19 protein-coding genes are annotated in these 21,009 nt (G+C 44.8%); 13 read left to right on the plus strand and 6 right to left on the minus strand.

Features of this window, described 5'->3' with window-relative positions:
- The first annotated feature begins 16 nt into the window (after positions 1–16).
- Positions 17–865 (plus strand): FRG domain-containing protein, encoded by an 849-nt coding sequence (locus ACX0G9_RS01805; RefSeq protein ID WP_459063129.1) that lies wholly within the window; start codon positions 17–19, stop codon positions 863–865.
- Positions 866–999: 134 nt separating this feature from the next.
- Here ACX0G9_RS01805 and ACX0G9_RS01810 read toward each other — a convergent pair whose 3' ends face one another.
- Both ACX0G9_RS01810 and ACX0G9_RS01815 read right to left on the minus strand, forming a co-directional pair.
- Positions 1,000–2,196, minus strand: coding sequence for a TIGR03118 family protein (locus ACX0G9_RS01810; protein WP_459063130.1), 1,197 nt, complete (start codon positions 2,194–2,196; stop codon positions 1,000–1,002).
- 271 nt (positions 2,197–2,467) lie between these two features.
- Positions 2,468–3,019: a ferritin gene (locus ACX0G9_RS01815; RefSeq protein ID WP_459063131.1), complete on the minus strand. Its 552-nt coding sequence runs from the start codon at positions 3,017–3,019 to the stop codon at positions 2,468–2,470.
- Between the two features lie 189 nt (positions 3,020–3,208).
- Here ACX0G9_RS01815 and ACX0G9_RS01820 point away from each other — a divergent pair, with 189 nt between their 5' ends.
- Entirely contained in the window at positions 3,209–3,403 is a 195-nt protein-coding gene (locus tag ACX0G9_RS01820) for a hypothetical protein (RefSeq protein ID WP_459063132.1), read from the plus strand.
- A 42-nt stretch (positions 3,404–3,445) separates the two neighbouring features.
- On the opposite strand, the gene ACX0G9_RS01825 is transcribed toward ACX0G9_RS01820, so the two are convergent.
- The 3 genes from ACX0G9_RS01825 to ACX0G9_RS01835 all read right to left on the minus strand — a co-directional run bounded on the left by ACX0G9_RS01825 (position 3,446) and on the right by ACX0G9_RS01835 (position 4,404).
- Positions 3,446–3,619, minus strand: a complete 174-nt coding sequence (locus ACX0G9_RS01825; protein ID WP_459063133.1) for a hypothetical protein — start codon at positions 3,617–3,619, stop codon at positions 3,446–3,448.
- A gap of 100 nt (positions 3,620–3,719) precedes the next feature.
- A complete protein-coding gene (locus ACX0G9_RS01830; RefSeq protein ID WP_459063134.1) occupies positions 3,720–4,130 on the minus strand; it encodes a VOC family protein in 411 nt (136 codons plus the stop codon).
- Positions 4,131–4,263: 133 nt separating this feature from the next.
- Positions 4,264–4,404, minus strand: a complete 141-nt coding sequence (locus ACX0G9_RS01835) for a hypothetical protein (RefSeq protein ID WP_459063135.1) — start codon at positions 4,402–4,404, stop codon at positions 4,264–4,266.
- 127 nt (positions 4,405–4,531) lie between these two features.
- On the opposite strand from ACX0G9_RS01835, the gene ACX0G9_RS01840 reads away from it, so the two are divergent.
- The 10 genes from ACX0G9_RS01840 (at position 4,532) to ACX0G9_RS01885 (ending at position 18,762) form a co-directional block, all read left to right on the plus strand.
- Entirely contained in the window at positions 4,532–7,114 is a 2,583-nt protein-coding gene (locus ACX0G9_RS01840) for a helix-turn-helix transcriptional regulator (protein ID WP_459063136.1), read from the plus strand.
- A gap of 96 nt (positions 7,115–7,210) precedes the next feature.
- A complete protein-coding gene (locus ACX0G9_RS01845; RefSeq protein WP_459063137.1) occupies positions 7,211–7,483 on the plus strand; it encodes a DUF4242 domain-containing protein in 273 nt (90 codons plus the stop codon).
- Positions 7,484–7,485: 2 nt separating this feature from the next.
- Positions 7,486–7,983 carry a LytR/AlgR family response regulator transcription factor gene (locus ACX0G9_RS01850; RefSeq protein ID WP_459063138.1) on the plus strand — a complete coding sequence of 166 codons (498 nt, stop codon included), beginning with the start codon at positions 7,486–7,488 and terminating at the stop codon, positions 7,981–7,983.
- A 267-nt stretch (positions 7,984–8,250) separates the two neighbouring features.
- Positions 8,251–8,949 (plus strand): GNAT family N-acetyltransferase, encoded by a 699-nt coding sequence (locus ACX0G9_RS01855; RefSeq protein WP_459063139.1) that lies wholly within the window; start codon positions 8,251–8,253, stop codon positions 8,947–8,949.
- A gap of 138 nt (positions 8,950–9,087) precedes the next feature.
- Complete coding sequence (locus ACX0G9_RS01860) at positions 9,088–9,660, plus strand: RNA polymerase sigma-70 factor (RefSeq protein WP_459063140.1); 573 nt, start codon at positions 9,088–9,090, stop codon at positions 9,658–9,660.
- A 67-nt stretch (positions 9,661–9,727) separates the two neighbouring features.
- Positions 9,728–10,954, plus strand: coding sequence for a FecR family protein (locus tag ACX0G9_RS01865; protein WP_459063141.1), 1,227 nt, complete (start codon positions 9,728–9,730; stop codon positions 10,952–10,954).
- A 250-nt stretch (positions 10,955–11,204) separates the two neighbouring features.
- Entirely contained in the window at positions 11,205–14,543 is a 3,339-nt protein-coding gene (locus tag ACX0G9_RS01870) for a TonB-dependent receptor (RefSeq protein WP_459063142.1), read from the plus strand.
- Positions 14,544–14,561: 18 nt separating this feature from the next.
- Positions 14,562–16,001 carry a RagB/SusD family nutrient uptake outer membrane protein gene (locus ACX0G9_RS01875; protein WP_459063143.1) on the plus strand — a complete coding sequence of 480 codons (1,440 nt, stop codon included), beginning with the start codon at positions 14,562–14,564 and terminating at the stop codon, positions 15,999–16,001.
- A 52-nt stretch (positions 16,002–16,053) separates the two neighbouring features.
- Positions 16,054–18,459: a right-handed parallel beta-helix repeat-containing protein gene (locus ACX0G9_RS01880; RefSeq protein ID WP_459063144.1), complete on the plus strand. Its 2,406-nt coding sequence runs from the start codon at positions 16,054–16,056 to the stop codon at positions 18,457–18,459.
- A gap of 60 nt (positions 18,460–18,519) precedes the next feature.
- Positions 18,520–18,762, plus strand: a complete 243-nt coding sequence (locus ACX0G9_RS01885; RefSeq protein ID WP_459063145.1) for a hypothetical protein — start codon at positions 18,520–18,522, stop codon at positions 18,760–18,762.
- Positions 18,763–18,779: 17 nt separating this feature from the next.
- Here the strand turns inward: ACX0G9_RS01885 and ACX0G9_RS01890 are convergent, their stop codons facing one another.
- Positions 18,780–20,204, minus strand: coding sequence for an AAA family ATPase (locus ACX0G9_RS01890; protein ID WP_459063146.1), 1,425 nt, complete (start codon positions 20,202–20,204; stop codon positions 18,780–18,782).
- 217 nt (positions 20,205–20,421) lie between these two features.
- On the opposite strand from ACX0G9_RS01890, the gene ACX0G9_RS01895 reads away from it, so the two are divergent.
- A complete protein-coding gene (locus ACX0G9_RS01895) occupies positions 20,422–20,829 on the plus strand; it encodes a GtrA family protein (RefSeq protein WP_459063147.1) in 408 nt (135 codons plus the stop codon).
- Positions 20,830–21,009: the final 180 nt, after the last annotated feature.

The following is a 21,009-nucleotide window of genomic DNA, read 5'->3' on the forward strand; positions in this document are numbered from 1 at the left end:
AAAGTAAATAACAGGTATGAGAAAAATTGAACCGTTATTCAGCCATGTAAATTTGCAATATAAAATGGCCAAAAGACCCGATTGGGGCAAACCGGTCAAGCTCGATCAGATCCTGGAAGCACCGCCAATGGTCGTTAAAAATTATGACGAACTGGTCAGGTATGTAGCGCAGATACTCCATTATAACAGGAACCTCACTTTGTTTTACCGCGGGCAGAATACAGAGCGCCAATTCAAGGGAAAGACACAATTATTGCCTTCTATCTTCCGGAAATTTCCCGGGGAGAAGAAACTGTTGTTAAAAGAACGTTTCGTAACCCTGGAAGAAAAAGCAGAATGTTTACGGGAAAAATTATCGGAACAGGATAACAAACTGGCGGGGACTGCCCTGGTTTATAAATACCCGGAGATAGCTTGGAGCATCCTGCAGCATTACCAGGTTTGCGCCACCCCATTATTGGATTTGACACATTCTCTTCATGTCGCCTGTTCATTTGCCTTTGATGGCAACAAGGGTAAGACCGGTATGATCTATGTACTGGGCATGCCCTGGGCCAATGATGCCATCGGGTATAATACGTATGAAGAGTTGGTCAATATACGGCTGTTGAGTATTTGCCCGCCCCAGGCCCAGCGTCCTTTTTTTCAGGAAGGTTACCTGGCCTGTCATTTTCCCAATTACCGTATGGATTCTCCCGAAAGGGTCGATCAATTTGATGTTGCCAGGAGGCTGATCGCCAAATTTGAAATCCCTGTCCGGGATAGTTTCTGGGGTAAGGATTTCATGGCTATTCCTCATAGCAAATTATACCAGGGAGAAGATATCGTTGATGAGATCTGCACGGGACTGAGGATTAACTATTAAAAATAGTGCCTGGGCAGATGTCTATGGCCCAGTAACTGGCAGTCATTTTGAAACAGGTAGAGTGAGGTAACGATATAATCAAACAACAAAACCCCTGTTAAGGGGTCTTGCTGCCGTAAATGTGACCTATGCTGCTATTGTTTAATGAGATATCCAAAAAGGCCATCTCTTTCACTATCCGGCCCTGCGGAGAAATACAACCGTTTGGGATCAAGCCCGGAAGTAGTTGGAGGAAAGGTGAGCGCCCAGAGTCCGTCGATCACAATCGTATGTTTATGAGACTGTAACTGACCAAGATATTTACCCTCCTGGGTGAATACATTGATTCGGCCATTTCCGAAATTCCCTACGAGGATCACGGGATCCTTCGGATCATGACGGCCATTAGAAACGATACTGCTATTGCTCTGGGTTTCGTATCCTCCGTGACCGCCCCCGTTATCGTCTCCCATATCATTGTCTTCCAGGAAAGAACCTGCAGCCATAGTGATACCCCAGGGAATGTCCAGGGAGCCGCGTGAAGCGAATCGTTTAATAAATGAGCCATCTGTGTTAAAGACACTCACGAACCCGTTTCCAGGCCCCTCTACTCCATGTCCTTTTCCCGGGACATCCCTTTTTTCGAGTTTGGCATAGACAACGAAAAGCCAATCCCCGACAGCCTGAATATTGTAAGGCGAATATCCGTCCGGGAGATAAGGATCCTTGAAAGGCATCCGGACAGGTCTAAACGCGCTGTCCCATACATCGATCCTTTCGGCCCCAAAATTAGCTCCGTAAATATAATTTTGTCCACCGGATGCACCGATAGCCAAACCCGTATAACTGGCATTGGCTGGTTTACGAAGAAACTGGGCATTATTGCCGGAGGCGCCATTCCAACCTGACAGGACTCCGTCAAATCCTGTAAAAAGGAAGACAGAGTTGCCATTGGGCAGGGCAAAATTTTTGTTTCCGCTGAAAACGATACCGCAGGGAAAACCGGTTGCCGTATCTGTCGCCGAACCGGGAATATTTATACCCCTAAGTCTCGTTATATTGTCACCATTCTCTTTATAGAGTTCACTGACATGCCCTCCCACGGAATTCACCCAGGGAATGCCGGTAGGAGACCAGGCCACGCCAAAACCATTGATCAGGGTAGGATCCACCAACTTGGGGTGATATTCTTCTTCCTTATTGGCTACCAGGTTTACCTGCGTAAAATCCTTCAGATCCTTGTCGTGTACATTTGATTTATGACAGCCGAAGGAGAGTCCTATTACTGTTACCATCAGCACGGCTTTTTTCCCTGGTCTTATCCCCAAATGCGTAAATTTCTTGTTGTTCATACTTAGCAATTTTTTAAGGTTGACATTTTTTATTACATTTTCTCAATTGCCTGGCAAACCTACAAACCCTCCGGCCGGGTTCGGGTCCTCAACTTCCGAACGGCCTTCTTTACCTTCCGAACGATTGAGACGGCCTACGGCAATTGGTTGGGAAAGGAGGAATAGTAATACAAAAGGGGGTAATAAAAAAAAGGGGATAAGAAAGCAATACTGCTAACTTATCCCCTTTCGGAAGGCGGACTCCAGGTCCGCTATAATGGTTGGGTTAATACTAAGGCTTTTCTACAGTGACATCCTGGGCCAATGTGGCATCGTCTGGTGTATTTTTCAAATCCTGATCTAATGAATATAAAGCGTCATCATTGGCTTTTTCGCCCCCTGCAATTTTAATTCTGTCTAACAGCTCCATCGCCAGGGTTTCTTCTTCGGTTTGTTCTTTTACAAACCATTGGATGAAATTCCAGGTAGCCCAGTCTTTTTCCGCCATGCTCATTTCCAGGATGCGGTATATTTTTGAGGTGTTTTCTACTTCCGATTGAAAGACTTTTTCAAAACAGTTATTGACACTGGTAGGATCGGGACCGGGAGCGGGTATGGCGGTGACCACCACCTTAGCGCCTCTTTTTAGAATGTATTCGAGAAATTTCATCATATGATTGCGTTCCTCGTTCTCATGCCGGAATAAGAAGTTCGCAATCCCGTCGTATCCCTTTTCGCTGGCCCACGAAGCATAAGAAAGATAGATCTGAGCATTATGCGCTTCATTGGTCATCTGGTCATTCAAGGCTTTTGCAAGCGTAGGAGATAACCTGTTCGTTTCCATAAAAATTTTTTAGAAAATATGCTTATTTGGATTAATGGTATGGTAAATGTATGGAAAAAAATACGCATTTCTCTCCTCCCCTCCAAAAGATATCCTGAAGTTATCCTCTTAATGTTGAGGCAAAAAGAGAAATAAACAGATCAGATTTTTAGGTGGCACCCGATTTGCATATGTACCATAAATTCTACCATGGAAAAAAGAATCTTAGGCATCGTGTTGTCCCTATTGGGGGTGATCGGTCTTATCCTTGCTGCCGTTCGGTTCGCAAATGGGGGAAGCAATGGACAAAGCATCCGTATGATCTTTATTTATTCAATTTTGGGAGCGATTTTTTTCTTTGCCGGCATTGGGCTGATCCGGAATACAAAGGACCGGCCTACTTAATTTATTTGGTCATACTACCCCCAAACATAATAAGGATCTGTTCTAAACTGCTTTTTTATGCTGTTCGGTTTTCACCTCTACATGCCGCGCTACGGGATGATTGCATTGCCCCAGGGCATAATAGATAATTACAAATACGATAATTGTGCTAAAACAACCTCCCCCCAGTTTTTTAGCACCGTAGCCGGCGATCAACGCTCTTAACCAATTAGGCATAAGTATATATTTTCTAAAAGGTAGGTCTTTGTTTTTTGTTTTTAAAATAAATTAATGACAGGGAAAGATTGAAAACACCCATACTTGTTAATTCCGGGATTTATGATTTCTGATAATTAAATACCCAGTGTTTGCCATACTTGTCGGTAAGGGCTCCATACCGGCCACCCCAGGGCATATCCGCTAAAGGATCGGTTATTTTACCTCCGGAGGAAAGTTTTGAGAAAAAGGAATTTAATTCATCCTCGTTTTGGCAAATGATGCAAAGATGGAATGTATTTCCTTCAATACGTTTTTCTCTGCTCATATCGGATGCCATAATGATCATATCCCCGCTGGTTAATGTCGAATGGAGGATGCTGTCTTTCATTTCCGGGGGCATATGGGCAGCCATCTCAGGGGATTCACCGACCGTTTGCAGGACCAGGTCTCCACCCAAACAGTCCTTGTAAAAATTCATGGCTTCCCGGCAATTGTTATCGAAATTTAAATAAGGATTTAGTTGTGCCATAGTTTAAGTTTTTATTTATCCAAAACTAATCTATGATTATTGAACGGGAGGAGTGTAAAAACGACATTCTGAGGTGTGGAATACGACAAATTTGTGTTTTTGTCAGGGTAATTTGTGGTAATCCGGAAGGAAATTATTTTGAACCAAACTTTTTGGCAAGTGCAAAGACCTGCCCCATTCGTACTCCGATAAAAACATCTCGTTTTACCATAGTTTTTACAGTAGCTTTTGAAGGAGTTTTGATGGCGGTTTTTGGCTGATCAGATTTTGGCATGGCTATTTCCTTGATGGAGATAAAGTTCCGCAGAACTAATAATAAGGAGATTTCCCCCGGTAAACCTAATTAATTTATCTTTACCTGAGTACAAAATTTCACCAACCTATATGTTGAACATTTCCAAATGGAGCTGATCGAAAGATCAGGGTTTTTAGCCACCCTGCATTCCGAATTTGAAAAGATCGCTGGCGGGGAGGGGCATTGTATCCTGGTCAGCGGAGAGGCTGGTATTGGGAAGACCTCCCTGGTACGGGCTTTTTGTAAAGAGCGGGAGAAGGATAGCAGGCTATTTCAGGGAACCTGTGATGCCTTATTCACCCCACGACCATTGGCACCCCTGCATGATATCGCCTGGCAGATCCGCAGTGATTTCTGGGAAGAAGGCCATGACCTCGCAGACAGGGCTGGATTATTTGCCCGCTTCTTTCATGAATTTGCCAGTCAAAAGGGTACTACTCTTATCGTCATGGAGGATATCCATTGGGCGGACGAGGCTACCTTGGATTTTATAAAATTTCTGGCCAGAAGGATCACCCGCATTCGCTGTCTTTTTATACTCACTTTCCGGAGCGATGAAATACATGCCCGCCATCCGTTAAGAAATGTCCTGGGGCAGCTTCCTCCCGATTCCTTTACCCGTTTGCAACTGGCTCCCTTATCCAGGCAGGCGGTTGAAAAAATGGCCGTAGAAAAAGGATATAGCGGAGAAGATGTTTTCAGCATATCGGGAGGCAATCCTTTTTATGTCAATGAGATCCTGGCCAGTTATAGCCCTGGTGTACCCGATAATATTAAGGACACTATCCTGGCGGTATTTAACCAGAGTGCGGAAAATACCAGGCAGCTGTGGGAAATCCTATCTGTTCTTCCTACCGGTTTTGAAGATAAATATCTCGAAAAAATAGATCCGGAATATTCGGCCGCAATTCAAAATTGTTTAGGAGTCGGAATATTGATCCGTAAAGATGGCCTCATCTCCTTTAAACATGAATTATACCGGAGAACGATCGAGTCTTCCTTATCTCCTTTTGTAAGGGTCGAGCTGAATAAAAGGATCCTGGATCTTTTCCTGGAAAGCTTTGAAGAGAACCAGGAGACCGAACGGATCATTCATCACGCCAAAAATGCCAATGAATATGAGATCGTTGTGCATTATGCCCCCCTGGCGGCAAAACAGGCGGCATTTCTGGGCGCTCATTTGGAAGCCTGTAAATTGTATTTGACGGCCATTGAATATTATCAGGGGAAGGATAAGGACAAATTGGTTGGCTTTTATGAAGGTTATGCCTACGAATGTTATTTGACAAATAAAATCAAAGATGCTATCATTTACCAGGCTAAGGCGTTAAATATCAGGAAGGAGAAAGGAGATAAGGAAAAAACGGGTAGTTGTATGCGGTTGTTATCCAGGCTCTGGTGGTTTGACGGCAACCGTAAACAGGCTGAAAGTTATGCCATCCAGGCGATTCAGGTCCTGGAGGATCAGCCTCCTTCCACGGCGAAAGCTATGGCCTTCAGTAATATGTCACAATTAATGATGCTTTCCTCCCAAACGGTTGAATGTATTAGCTGGGGGGGAAAGGCAATCGCTATGGCCCGGGAATTACGGGATGAAGAGACCCTTTCCCATGCCCTGAATAATGTCGGAACTGTGCAAATGAATAATATCCCATCCTCCAGGCAGGAAGGCCGGGAGCTGCTGCAGAAAAGCCTGGAACTTGCTCTTAAAAATGGCCATCACGAGCATGCTGCCCGTGCCTATACCAACCTGGGTACCTGTAGCGTAGAAGCGAAAGAATACCTGTTTGCCAGGCAAATCATCGAAGCCGGAATCCGTTTTAGCGAAAATAGGGAACTGGATTCCTGGAGCAGCTATATGTTATCTTTTCAATCGAGGCTGAATCTCGAAACCGGAAATTGGGACGAAGCCAGCCGGATCGCCGGCAACCTGCTTAAAAATGAAGACCAGGGTACCCTGGCAAAAATTGTCGCCTTGGTAATTCTGGGAACGATAAAAATGAGAAAAGGGCAAACGGATGCCCTTCCCTTGCTATTGGAAGCAAAAGAAATTGCATTCGACATCCGGGAATTACAACGGATAATTCCTGTCATGACGGCTTTATTGGAATATGAATGGATAACCGGAAAAACCTGTTTCGAAAAAGAAGATCTTGACCAGGCCTTGAAAATGGTTGACCAGTTGGACAGCAGGAGGGAATACAATGAATTTTCGCTTTGGTTATCAAAAACGGGGAAATCTCAGGATTCTCTATCAAAGGGGAAATCAGCATATATCGGGGCGGGATCCGCTGAACAATGGGCTCAATGGGGCTGTCCTTATGAACAGGCTCTTGCCCTTTTTGAAGGAAACGAATCTGAAAAAAAACAGGCTATATCTCTCGTTCATAACCTGGGAGCTCATGCCGTATATGAAAAATGGAAACAGGATATGAAGGCTTCCGGGATTAAGAACATTCCCCGTGGCATTCGGAAATCCACTCAGGCAAATCCGGCACTTTTAACGGATAGGGAGCTGGATGTCCTACGGTTGTTGCAGGAAGGGCGGCAAAATAAAGAAATAGCCGCCGGCCTTTATATATCTCCCAAAACTGTTGATCATCATATTTCATCCATCCTTTTCAAACTCGATGTACCCTCCCGCATGAAGGCTGTACAGGAAGCCACCCGCCTGGGAATCCTAAAATAGGGAACCATCAGCAATTAAATAGGGAATACCCCTGGCCTGTATTACGGATAATCCCCTCAAATTTGCCCTTGTTATTCAATTGTAAAATTAATGGGCATGAAAAAGTTCATAGTGGAAAGAATTTTTCCAGGCGCAGGAAACCTTTCCCCGGAAGAGTTACAGGCTATTTCCCAGGCTTACTGTAAGGTGGTCATTCAATTGGGCAGACCTTACCACTGGATACAATCTTTTGTAACGGAGGACAAGATCTTCTGTATTCATGTAGCGGAAAACGAAGAAATGGTCAGGGAACATGCCAGGCTGGGCAAATTCCCCATAAATACCATTTCTGAAGTGAAATTTGTCATAGATCCATCAAAATATACTTAAACATGAGAACGATGCTTGTGAAAGAGAACCCCCGGGGATTCCGGACTATAGGAAAGCTTCTGGAATTTAATGGCCGGGAGATGGAAGAAACTGCTGTGACCAGGGAGATGGAAGAAACTGCGGTGACCAGGGAGATGAAAACAATGGGCGGTGCTATCACCAATCCATTGGAAATGCGGCTTTGCCTGCCTACGCAGAAAGGATTCACCATTGTCAAACTGGACGAGATCGTTTATTGCCAGGCCAACAGAAGTTATTCGGAGTTCCATTTTACCAATAAAAGGATGATGGTCATTTGCAAACCCTTGTTCGACTATGACCGGATTTTGTCCGGAACCCAGTTCCTTCGCGTACATAAATCATTCCTGATCAATCTTGCGCATGTAAAAGAATATATTCGTGGCGAAGGCGGCACGGTTATAATGAGCAATAACATGGAGATAGAAGTAAGCCGGCGGAGAAAAGAATTGTTCCTGGATCAATTAAAACGGCTTTTTTAAACGTGAATCTTTGTACGGTTGTTATTGAGCCTTCCTCTTTAATTCCCGCCACCTGGTGCGCAGGTGTTCCAGTTCTTTGCGATTCCGTTTGAGCCAGGGCGTTATTTTTCTGAGCAAAGGAAAGCTAGTCTTCATACTGAAAGGTAAATTACGGATTGGGATCCATTAATCTTTCAATAATAGGGCTAAATTTGCCGGTAGGAGCCAGTTTCCAGCCCGGTAATACTTTGGGTTCCTTTTACTAACTTTCCTTATCAAAAAAGCAGCATGGAACATATACTTGATAATCCAATCTGGAATGCTTCAATTACAGGCAATAAGGAGATATCTTTCGGATCGGAGGATGTAAAATATCTCGACAGAAAAATGTCTGTATTTTCCGGCCTTCGGGAGAACACGGAAAAAAATTTAAACGAGCTTTATACGCTCACCCCATTTAATACAACAACTATCCTTTTTATCGAAAAAGAAATTATTGTACCTGCCCCCTGGGAGATTCTGCTGAAAAAAGGGATCTTGCAAATGGTCTATGGGCAGTCCTGGCCTGCCGACGAAGATACTGGTTCCCTGATCCCACTCAGGGATAAGGATATTCCTGCGATGATGGAATTGACGGACTTAACCAAGCCGGGCCCTTTTTTGACCCGTACCCTTGATTTTGGGAATTACGAAGGGATCTTTGCAGAAGGTAAACTGATAGCCATGTGCGGGCAAAGACTTCAACCTGATCCTTACAGTGAATTAAGTGCGGTATGTACTCACCCGGATCACCTTGGTAAGGGGTATGCAAAATTGCTTATCCGGAATCAACTACGGAAAATATTAAAGGCCAACCGGATCCCCTTTCTGCATTTATATGCTGACAACGTGGCTGCCTGTAAACTTTATGAAAAGATGGGCTTTACAACCAGGAAAGAAATGCTTGTTTACATGCTGGAGAAAAAACCTGGGAAAGGAATTATTTAAGAAGGTATTGGGCCCCTCCGGATAGTAGCATTTATGTATCTTTACCCTGCCAACTGACTAAACTTATCCTCCCGGATCAGATAACCCGGCGAAGCCTGGTTCTGAATAATACCCAAACAACGCCTTATTGCCTTGCCAATGGAAAGATTTCACGGTGAAGAGGAACTGATATTACGTTTTAGAGGAGGAGATCCTGAGGCCTTTACATTGATATACCAAAAATTTTATTCCCGGATGTATCATTTTGCCAGACGCTATGTCATGGACAGGCAGGATGCGGAGGACATTACAGCCGATACTTTTGTTAAATTATGGAGACAAAAGGCAACGTTCCCGACGGAGGATGCCATATCCGCATTTTTACACGTCACCACCAGGAATGCCTGTTTCGATTTCCTGAGACATACCCGCGTTAAGACTGCCAAACATCAGGAACTGCTGCAATTGCTGGAAGAAAGTAAAGAGGCCGGTTTTGGCCTGGAAGAGATCAGGGAACAGCTGATGAAAATGATCTATGCGAAAGTAGAGACCTTCCCGCAAAAGATAAAAGAGATCTTTTATCTTTCTTATGTAGAGGGGTTAAAACCCGCTGAAATAGCCGAACAATTGAACCTGAGTGTTCAAACGGTCAGCAATCAGAAGAGCAGCGCCCTCAAACTGCTAAAACTGGCCAGGTTCAACCTCCCCCTGATTGTTTTCCTTTTTTTCTAAAAATAGTCTTCAGTTATATAGTAGGATGGGAAGGCCCGATCGTAGTACTTATGATAATCTATTGCATATGGCCGAATCCCAAAGAATCGCATTTCTGCTTTTTAAACATTTGCAAGGAGCCTTGAACGAGGAGGAAAAAGAGGAACTGAGCCGATGGAAAAACCAGTCTTCCCTGCATCGGGTCTTATTCGAAGAAACCGATCGGGAAGAATCCTTCCGCGAGGACCTTGCGGAATACTCGGAAGCGAACAGCAAACAATTGGAGAAAAGGATCTTCGAAAAATTCCAGGCACAAATAGATGCTGAAACCAGGGCAGTACCAATAATTCCATTGCCGGTAATTCCTTCGGTATCCCTCCGGATACGGCGGTGGAAAGGAGCCGCGGCGGCCCTTTTTATCCTGGCCTTAGGCACTGGCGCTTATTTCCTGACTTTTTACAGACAGCATAAGGATCTCGCAACAAAGGACAGCAGGCCTTCCCCCGTAAAAAACGACATGCCGCCGGGCGGCAATAAAGCCATCCTTACACTGGCGGATGGTTCGGCCATTGTACTGGATGAGGCAAAGAACGGGAAACTGGCCGGTCAGGGAAATGCCAATATTATTAAGAAGGACAATGCCTTGGCTTATACGCTTAACGGCGGAAAAGCCAAGGCGGAATTTAACCAGATCAGCACTCCCGTTGGGGGCCAGTACCAGGTGGTATTATCGGATGGTACGAAGGTGTGGTTAAATGCGTCCTCGTCCCTGCGTTTCCCGACGGTATTTAACGGGAAGGACAGGACCGTGGAGATAACGGGGGAAGTATATTTCGAAGTAAAAAAAAATGTATCCCTGCCCTTTCGGGTAAAGGCTGGGGAACTTGCAGTTGAAGTATTGGGAACGAGTTTCGACGTCATGGCTTATAAAGAGGAAAGCAGTATTAATACAACCCTGGTCGAAGGTTCCGTGAGGGTTATCCATCGCGAGGCACAGAAACAACTGCAGCCAGGTGAACAGGCCAATCTGAATAAAACAACAGGTGCGATCCGGGTAGCCGAAATGGATGTGGAAGAGGCTATAGCCTGGAAAAATGGATTTTTTCTCTTTAATGACGCTTCTGTGGAGACCCTTATGCGGCAAATTAGCCGATGGTATGGGGTGGAGATACAGTATGAGGGTCCCATGCCCATGAAGCAAATTAGAGGGAAAGCGCCCCGAAACACGAACCTTGCCGAATTATTAAAAGTATTGGAGCTGAGCGGTGTACATGCACGGCTGGAAGGGGAAAAGATTTTCGTGATACCGGGTTAACAACAGGAGAAAATGAAAAATGTTGATTAAAATTAATATACTCTGAAATTATAGGATAAAGAACTTGGTTGATCCAAAGAAAAACCGGAAGTGTAGCGAGCACTCCCGGCATATAGCTTAGGTCAGCTAATTAGTACAATCTGTGGACTGCTTTAATAATTAACCTAAACGATGCTAAGGTATGAAAATTAATGTTCATGGTAAGTTCCCTCCGGAGGGGGGGAGCTTCCAAACCAAAACTCTGTTGATTTTGAAATTAACAGCCATTTTAATGATTGCCTCCTGTCTTCAGGTAACTGCCCATGGATATTCCCAGAATATTACCATCAGGCAGAAAAAAATCTCCCTGGAAAAAGTATTCAAAGAGATCGAACGGCAGAGCCATTATCTTTTCTGGTATGATAAGGCCCTTATCCGGGAGGCCAAAAAAATTGATATAGAGATCAGTAATGCTTCTGTGGAGGAGGTACTGAAGGTATGTTTTAAAGATCAGGATCTGACCTATAGGATCGTCGATCACTTTATCGCTGTCAAACGCAGGGATGAGGAGCCGGTGGATCCCTTAACTGCCAGACTGACGGCGGATGTCGTAATCTCCGGTCTTGTCCTGTCCGGCAATACCGGCTTGCCGCTCAGCGGTGCTTCCGTCAGATTAAAAGGAAGCGAAAGAGGAACGGCAACAGATGGCAACGGTAATTTTTCGCTGACCGTTCCCGAAAGAAAAGGAGTTTTGGTGATTTCTTTTGTAGGATTTGAAACCGTTGAAATAATACTTTCCGGAAATCAGCCGGTAAAGATCGTATTGAAAGAGAAACAAACAAAGATCGATGAGGTCGTAGTAGTTGGCTATGGTACGGTAAAAAAATCAGATCTCACCGGTTCTGTCTCTACCGTGTCTTCCGAAAAGATCACCCAGGTAGATGGGATATCGAATGTAGCCCAGGCCTTGCAGGGGCAGGCTGCGGGAGTCCAGGTGAATGCCGCTTCCGGACAGCCTGGCGCACCGGTGATCATAAAAATAAGAGGAACAAATTCCATCGGGGCAAGCAACAATCCATTATACGTGGTGGATGGAATGCCGCTGGATGATTTATCCTCTCAATTGAACCCGGATGATATTGCAAGCGTACAGATTCTTAAAGATGCCTCTTCTACCGCTATCTACGGCGCCAGGGGTGCAAACGGAGTTATCCTTATTTCCACCAAAAAAGGGAAGGATGGGAAAACCCGCGTTTCCTATAGCGGTTATTTTGGCGTACAGACCTTGCGGAAAAAAATAAAATTACTGGATGCACCGGAATATGCCACCCTTCAGAACGAAGTGGCTTCGAATGACGGTAAGCCACTGCCCTGGACCCCATCACAAATAGATTCCTTAAAAGGAAAAGGAACAGATTGGCAGGACCTGGTTTATCGGCCGGCGAACGTACAAAGCCATGATCTTTCCGTTTCGGGAGGAAATGAAAACACCAAATATTTTACTTCTTTCAATTATTATAATCAGGATGGGGTCATCAGGAACTCCAACTATACCCGGTTTTCCTTCCGGGGAAATCTTGACCAGAAAATAAATGATAAACTCGGTATGGCTACCAGTTTATCCGTTCAGCATTCCCGGTATTTCCAGGCCAACTATTCCAATGCAGACTATGGCGGAGTGCCCTTTCAAACAATGGTGGAACCTCCTACAGATCAAGTTTACGATGCCAATGGGAACTACACCGTGTTTACCGGCGTGCCTTGGGGACAGACCAATCCGGTAGGCATGGCTGCCACCTTATGGAACCCTAAGAATTCCTTACGGCTGATCGGCAATACTGCCTTCACCTATGAAATCATCAACGGTCTCAAACTAAGATCAAGCGTCGGTATTGACAATACCTGGGAGCGGGATGATTCTTATACACCCCCCACCAATACCTTTGGTTATGCACCCGCTAATCCGTCTGCGACTCCACCCTTACCCGCCTTGAATGGTTTCGCTTCTGCCGGTTATTCCAATAGCCTGACCTTTGTCAATGAAAACACCCTGTCCTATACGCGCAAAGCCGGTTTGCATTTTATCGATGCGGTGGGTGGTATCACTTATCAATCCAGTGTATATAAAAATCTGAACAGCGGACAGGCTAAAGGGTTTATTTCCACCATCTACCAGAATAATAATATCCAGGCCGCCGTAGTTCCTGGTATACCCGGCACCGGATATTCCAATAATAAACTGGTATCCTATATCGGTCGTGCGAATTATAACTATGCCGGGAAATACTTTGTGACCTTTACCGGCAGATACGATGGTTCTTCTGTATTCGGTGAGAATAATAAATTTGCATTTTTCCCATCCGGTGCTTTGGCATGGAGGATTTCTGAAGAGCCTTTTCTGAAAGGAAATTCTTCTCTTTCCAATTTAAAACTAAGGGCCAGCTATGGATCATCCGGTAGTCAGGCCATCAATCCTTACCAGACATTGGCAAGCCTCAATAACATAAGCGTAGTAGTGAACAATCAATTGACTACGGGGTATGTACTGGCTTCCCTGGCGAATAACAGCCTTAAATGGGAGTCTACTGCTCAACTTGATCTGGGTGCAGACCTGGGGTTGTATAACGACCGGATACAATTAACCGCCGATTATTACAATAAAAAAACAAGCAATTTATTGCTCCCCGTCAATTTGCCGGGCTCTTCCGGTTTTGGACAGAACCAGGTTTTGCAGAATGTAGGCTCGGTTCAGAACCGGGGATTTGAATTCCAGCTGACTACCCGTAATATTACCGGCGTTTTAAGCTGGAGCTCGGTACTGACCCTGTCTCACAATGCGACCAAGGTACTTAGTCTTGGGGACGATGCAACAGGCAAACCGCTGACTTATGAAGAATTCGGCACAGGAGGGAATTGGTTCCCCCTGATTGTGGGACAGTCCATGGAACAACTCTACGGGTATAAGGTAACCGGTGTATACCAGTCCGATGACGAGGCAGTTAAAAACGGGGAGCCGCAGAAACATGCCGGGGATTACAAATTCCAGAACTTTCACCCCGGTAGCCTGGTCAGCGCAGATTCTGACAGAGTCACCTTAACGCATCTGGAACCAAAATTCACCTTTGGTTTCAATAATACATTTTCGTATAAAAATTTTGACCTGTCCCTGCTTTTTGTAGGCTCCTATGGGAATGATATTGTGAACGAATTCAGGAAATACAACCTTACCCTGAATGGTTTGTGGAATCCTACCCAGCAGGCTTATGATAACCGTTGGAAAGGGCAGGGCAGCAGTAATACCGGGGACAAACCATCTGCGGGAAGCATGCAATACACCCGGGATTATGCCAACAGTTTATGGGTGGAGAATGGTTCCTATCTCCGTTTGCGGGATATCACCCTGGGATATACCTTTTCTCAAAAAATGTTGAGAACCGTTAAGATCGCATCGGTCCGGGTATATGTCAGCGCTCAGAATTTTTTGACCATAACCAGGTATTCCGGTTACGATCCGGAAGCATCCTGGACCTCAGCTACTATCAATGGATGGGACCGGGGTGTTTCTCCATCCATGAAATCCGTGACCGGCGGGTTAAAAGTCAATTTTTAATTCTTCAACACAAACAACATGAAAAAGAATTCATTCATCATAAGCCTCTTTTCTTTTCTCCTGTTTATTTTGACAGGATGTAAAAAAACACTGGAGGAACAACCGAAGACATTGATCAGCCCGGGTAGTTTTTTTACCAACGCAGCCAGTTATGAATCCGCCGTCGTGGGGATTTATTCTAATCTGCCCTTATTTGAGCCGATGCTGCAGGAAATGTGTACGGATGTTTATAGCCAGCCCTCGCCAGCTTTCGAACAGGCTCTTCCTATGTATCAGAATGCGCCTAACCCGGTGTATTATAATACCATCAATGCCTGGGGAGGTGGATATGCCTTGATAAAGGATGCCAATTTTATATTGGACAACCTCCCCAATGCCACCATGGAGACTGTTAAGAAGGCGGCCCTTATTGCAGAAGCGCGGTTCCTCCGGGCCTATGCCTATTTCTACCTGGTGCAATTGTATGGGGATATTCCACTGCGTACAAAATCCATCAATGGTTATAATGATGTAAAGATCCCGAGGAGCAGTCAGGATAGTGTGTATAATTTTATCCTGGAGGATCTGAATTATGCGGAAGCCAATCTGCCGGATAATACGACCCAGCAGGGTCGTGTATACAAACTCGTAGCCACGGCATTACTGGCTAAAGTTTATTTGACTACCGCCGGAAGTCCCCTGAAAAAGACTGATAATTATGCTAAGTCCCGGGATAAGGCCTTAGCCGTTATCAATTCAGGGAAATTTAAATTGCTGAATGATTATTCTACTGTGTTTCATAACGCTGCCTATACGACCGAATCGATCTGGGAAAAACTCTATGTATCGACTATTGGCGGGAACTCTCTGCATGGGTTAAGTTGTCCGGCTATTTCTTATGTGCCGATCCTGCTACCGGCCACCTGGTTTATTAACAGTTTTGCAGCAGGAGACCAGCGAAATGTATGGGGGATCCAGAAGAATTACAAGGATCCTGCAGGCAATACCCTGACGCCTTTCTTTGAAAAATTTGTACTTAATTCGGCTATCGATCAGGGCACCGGTCCAAGCGCACCGGGTTTGATCGTGCCGTTCACCCTGCCTTATCTGCGGTTGGCTGAAATGTATCTTATCGCAGCCGAGGCGGAAAACGAAGTAAATGGTCCGGCCAATGCCTATGCGTATATTAATATGATCAGGTGGAGGGCCAGGGTGGATAAATCGGATCCTTCCCATGTTCCCGATCTTTCCGGGTTGACACAGGACCAGTTCAGGGCAGCTGTCTGGCTGGAAAGGAAACAGGAGCTTAGCCAGGAGGGCAGCACCTGGTTCGATCTCAAACGGACCAATACATTCAGTACTATACAAAATATACGGGGAGCCGGTTTGATCAACCCGATAGGCGTCTATAATAATACCTGGTTGATTCCCTATACAGAATTTGTGGCAAATAATATTCCGCAAAACCCTTTGTATTAACTTCACCGCTTCGGGCAGGTATTCACAAAGTCATTAACCTATAATTTTTGACATGCGTTATCTTAATCTCCTTTTGGTATTTCTTTTTTTAGCGTTCTCCGGCAGGACACAGTCCGGGAAAAAAAATGCTCAGGGTCACCAACTATTTGTGTCAGTAAAGGGAAAAGACACAAATGCAGGTAGCCTGGTAAGGCCCTTTCGAACCCTGGAAAAAGCCCTGGAGTATGCCGGTCATTTTCAGGGGCAGCAGGTTAGTATTCAACTTCGTGGAGGCACCTATTACCTGGATAAAACAATTATGATCGACGCAGGCCCTCAGCGGCCTGCGTCTTTGCAAATAAGAGCCTGGCGGGATGAGCAGGTAGTCATCAGTGCCGGCCGTCCTTTAAATTTGGTATGGAAACCCTTTCGGGACGGGATATATCAGGCCTCGCTGCCGGATACGATCGAATTTGAGCGTTTGTATATCAATGACAGACTTCAGCAGATGGCCCGTTATCCGAATTACGACTCCACGGCCAGAATTTTTCATGGCGTCGCAGCGGATGCCATCGCTCCGGAAAGGGTGAAAAGGTGGAAACAACCCGCGGGAGGATATCTGCATGCCCTGCATGAAGGTGAATGGGGCGGCTTTCATTACCGTATAGAAGGAGCTGACAGCAATGGGAATTTAAAATTGGACGGAGGCTGGCAGAATAACCGGCCTGCTGCCATGCATGCGCAATTCCGTTTTGTAGAGAATATTTTTGAAGAATTGGATGCGGCCGGAGAATGGTGGCTGGACAGAACCAAACATATCCTTTATTATTATCCGGAAAAAGGCGTGAACCTCCATTCAGCGAAAGGAACGAAGGGTGATCTGAAACCGGCGATAGTCGTTGTATCCCATCTTAAGAACAGTATCGAATTAAAAGGAACTGCTGCTAATCCGGTGAGTAATGTAGAAATAATGGGTTTGCGCTTCGAACATAATGAACGCAGTTTCATGGATACCAAAGAGCCCTTGCTCAGGAGTGACTGGACAATTTACCGGGGTGGGGCAGTTTTACTGGAAGGAACGGAAGATTGTACAATAACCGCATGCGATTTTACAGGATTGGGCGGGAATGCCATAATGTTGAGTAAGTACAACAAGCGGGATACTATCAGCGGCTGCCTGGTTGCCTATATCGGCGCGAATGCCGTATGCCTGGTGGGCGACCCCAAGGCGGTGCGTTCCCCATCCTTCCGATACGAGAACTCCATACCCTATGAACAATTGGACAAAACGCCTGGCCCCCTGACCAATAATTATCCCGAAGACTGCCTGGTAACCAATAATCTTTTTCATCATCTGGGCGATATTGAGAAGCAGGCAACCGGCGTGGAAATTGCCATGTCATCCCATATCACTGTCAGTAATAATACCATTTACCATACCCCCCGTGCCGGTATTAATATTGGAGATGGTTGTTGGGGCGGGCATGTTCTGGCTTACAACGATGTTTTTAATACCGTACTGGAAACAGGTGATCACGGGGCCTTTAACTCCTGGGGTCGGGACCGGTATTGGTTTGCTGACAGAAAATATATGGATAGCCTTGTTGCGCTGCACCCTGAATTGATTTTGTTGGATGCTCAACGACCCAACAGTATCCATGACAACCGTTTTCGGTGCGACCATGGCTGGGATATCGATCTGGATGATGGTTCTACCAATTATCATATTTACAACAATATCTGTTTGAATGGTGGTCTCAAACTCCGGGAGGGATTTTACCGGATCGTGGAAAACAATATCATTATCAATAACTCCTTTCATCCCCATGTCTGGTTCAGGAATAGCGGAGATGTCTTTGCGCATAATATCGTGATGAAAAAATATTTCCCGATACAGATAATCGATTGGGGGAATAAGATTGATTCGAATTTGTTTCCGGAAGCCCAGGCTTTAGCGGAAGCCAGGGAGAATGGGACAGATGGGCATAGTAAAGCCGGGGATCCATTATTTAAAGGTCCTGCCATCGGTGATTATACCGTTACTTCTAATTCGCCTGCTTTTTCCATCGGATTCCTGAATTTCCCCATGACCGGATTTGGAGTAAGGGATCCCCGGTTAAGGAAAATAGCATTGGAGGTGCCGGTTCCGGCATTGACCGTAGAGGGAGATCCGTCCGATAGATCTGCCGTTCTTTCTTTCCTTGGAGGAACGATAAAAAATGTGGAAGGGCTGGGGGAGAGATCTGCTTTTGGCCTCCCGGATGAAACGGGAGTTATAGTCCTATCTGCTGGCCCTAACAGTTTGTTGGCCCAATCCGGGTTACTGGAAAAAGATGTGATCGTAGCCGCAGATGGCAAACCCGTGCAAACTATGAAGGATTTACTGGCTGCCTGCCAGTCGGCGAATGCGGGGGCGAAAATTGGGGTAACCCTCTTCCGGAACCAGCAAATGGTAAAGACCATGCTTCATTTAAAATAAGCCAATTATTTTGGCACAAAAATGCTAATTTAATTAGTATTTTTGTGCCAAATGCGGACAATGGCCCACCAACTTATACCCTTATTCAAGGCAAATTATATAGACTATTCAGGCAGCCTGCGTTATCTCGAAGTTAAATGCGTATATGGTCAAAAGGGATTGCTATTTTTTCACTGTATAATCGATGAGGAGCAATCTTATAATATCCGGTTAAGCGAAGATGGGCAATGGTGCGAGTATCAGGATGGCCCAACTGTATTAGCTGATGAGATTGGCAGTATTATAGAATTAAAGGTGTTTTGATTTTTTTCAATATGTTGTTATTCCTTTGCAAACAAATCATCCATTGTAATCGTATTTTGAATAAATCCGGTAGAATGTTGATTGGCTTGCAGACCAATGGTTGTGATCAGCGTGAGAAAAAGGGCCTTATTTGTTTTGGTCTCTTTTTGGAATCCGAATACTTTTTTCTCCAACTCCGCCTTATAGGACTTGCTGATGCTGTAGGGGGCTTTTGAAAATTTGATTTCACATAATGAAACTACCTGATCCCTGCGATCGATGAGCAGATCAATTTGTACGCCTGAAGTGCTGCTTTGCCATGAAGATATTTCGGTATAAACTCCACTGATGCCCAGTGCTTTTTTGATTTGGTCGATATGCAACAAACTGATATTTTCGTAGGCATATCCGCTCCATGCTCTCCAGGAGGGGCTATCGATCCGGCTTAGCCAAGCCCCCTTTCCGCTTGCTCGTCTATCGCTCATAAACTTTAAATAGAATAAGGAATATTGGTCAGTAAGGCGATAGAGGCTGTTCTTTATTCGTTTTCCAAATGGATAGATGATGGTAATAAAACCATTTTCCTCTAGTTCGCTGAGCGTTCTTGTAGTATTTCCTCCATTACTGAGACCACTGAGGGTAATCAGTTCTTCACGCGAGAGGCCCCTGTTCTTTTTTGCCAATGCTTCAACGATAGCGATATGTGTTTCTGCTTCTTTGAAAAGAGAGCGGTACAGATTTTCATATTCATTTACGAGCATTCCTCCCGGTGAAAAACATAACCGGTCTATTTCCTGGAAGGCGCTCTGACCGGGTTTGAGCTCGTTCAAATAATAAGGAATGCCGCCCAGGGCCATGTATAGCTGAATAATTTGATAACGGTCAAAATTAATTCGTTTATAGAGTAAATATTGTTCCGTTTCATAGAGTGTAAATGCGTCTAAACGTATGCGCTTAGTAACCCGGTTATGCAGACCTCCTTTGTTATTGATGATTTTGTTAATCATCCAAGATGCTGCAGAGCCACAGACGACAAGCACTATATCGGTTCGGGCAGAAGCCCAGGAGTTCCAGAAATGTTCCAGGGCCATTAAAAATTTAGATCTTGGCGTATCGATCCATGGTAATTCGTCAAAAAAAATGACCTTTTTCCTATGCTTAAGGTTCTGCAAATAGGTTTTAAGCAATTCGAACGCCTGCATCCAATCTTTTGGCGCAACATCAGTATTTAAATGAGGGTTAGCGGTTTTTAATGCGCTAAAAAAATTTATGAGCTGCTCTGTAGTGGTGGCTTCTGCAAAGCCAGTCATCTGGAATACGATTTCTTTTTCGTAGGCGTTTCTGATCAGATAGGTTTTGCCAATTCGTCTTCTGCCGTATACGATCAAAAACTGTGATTGGTGGTCGTTTAAGAGCCCCTTCATTTCTACCAGCTCGTTATTTCTACCTATTATGGGTTCCATTCCTATGTCTTATATGGGCTAAATGTACTTAAAAAGATTAGATTTCGCCCTACAAAAACTGTTTATAGGGCGAAATCGCATAAAAAATAAGAGATTTCGCCCTATAAATGTGAATGACACAGCAATCCTTCACATTTTAATAACCTTCTTCCCCCCGGGCCTTCCGTCATCCTGCTTAAATTCGTCATGCCAACCGTCAAAAAAGACAAACCTTCGCATGATCACTTTTCTAAAAGTCCAGGCAGGTTCCATCATTGGCTCCTTTGCCGATTTCCTCGTCACTATTATCCTGGTTCAGGTCTTCCATTGCTGGTACCTCGCTGCAAATACAATCGGCAATATCTCCGGCAATCTCACCCAGTTCTTCATTTTCCGGAACCTGGTCTTCAAAGCCGATGCCAATGCCAAAATCGTATCTCAGTTCCCCAGGTATCTCTTAGTTTGGACAGGCAATCTCTTACTATCTGCCGCAGGCGTTTTTCTTCTTACACACTACGGCCGCCTCAACTATCTTATTTCCAAAACCATTATCTCCGTCCTGCTCGGCCTCAGTTATAATTACCTGCTGCAGAAGTATTTTGTTTTTGCAAAACCACAACCGCCCCATCAGTCCAAGGGTTACTAAGATCATAATTTTATTTTATTATAAATGTATAGTTGGTTACTTTTCGCGAGGTGAATTTAAAGGGGAAGTTTTTGTCAAACAATACGTTTACTGTACGTCGGATACTTTCCTTGAGGAAACGGAAAAAACATTCAGCCATAAATAGGAGCAAGGTTACATTTAGCCCTATCAATTCTTTGT

The organism is Flavitalea flava (genome assembly GCF_054461575.1).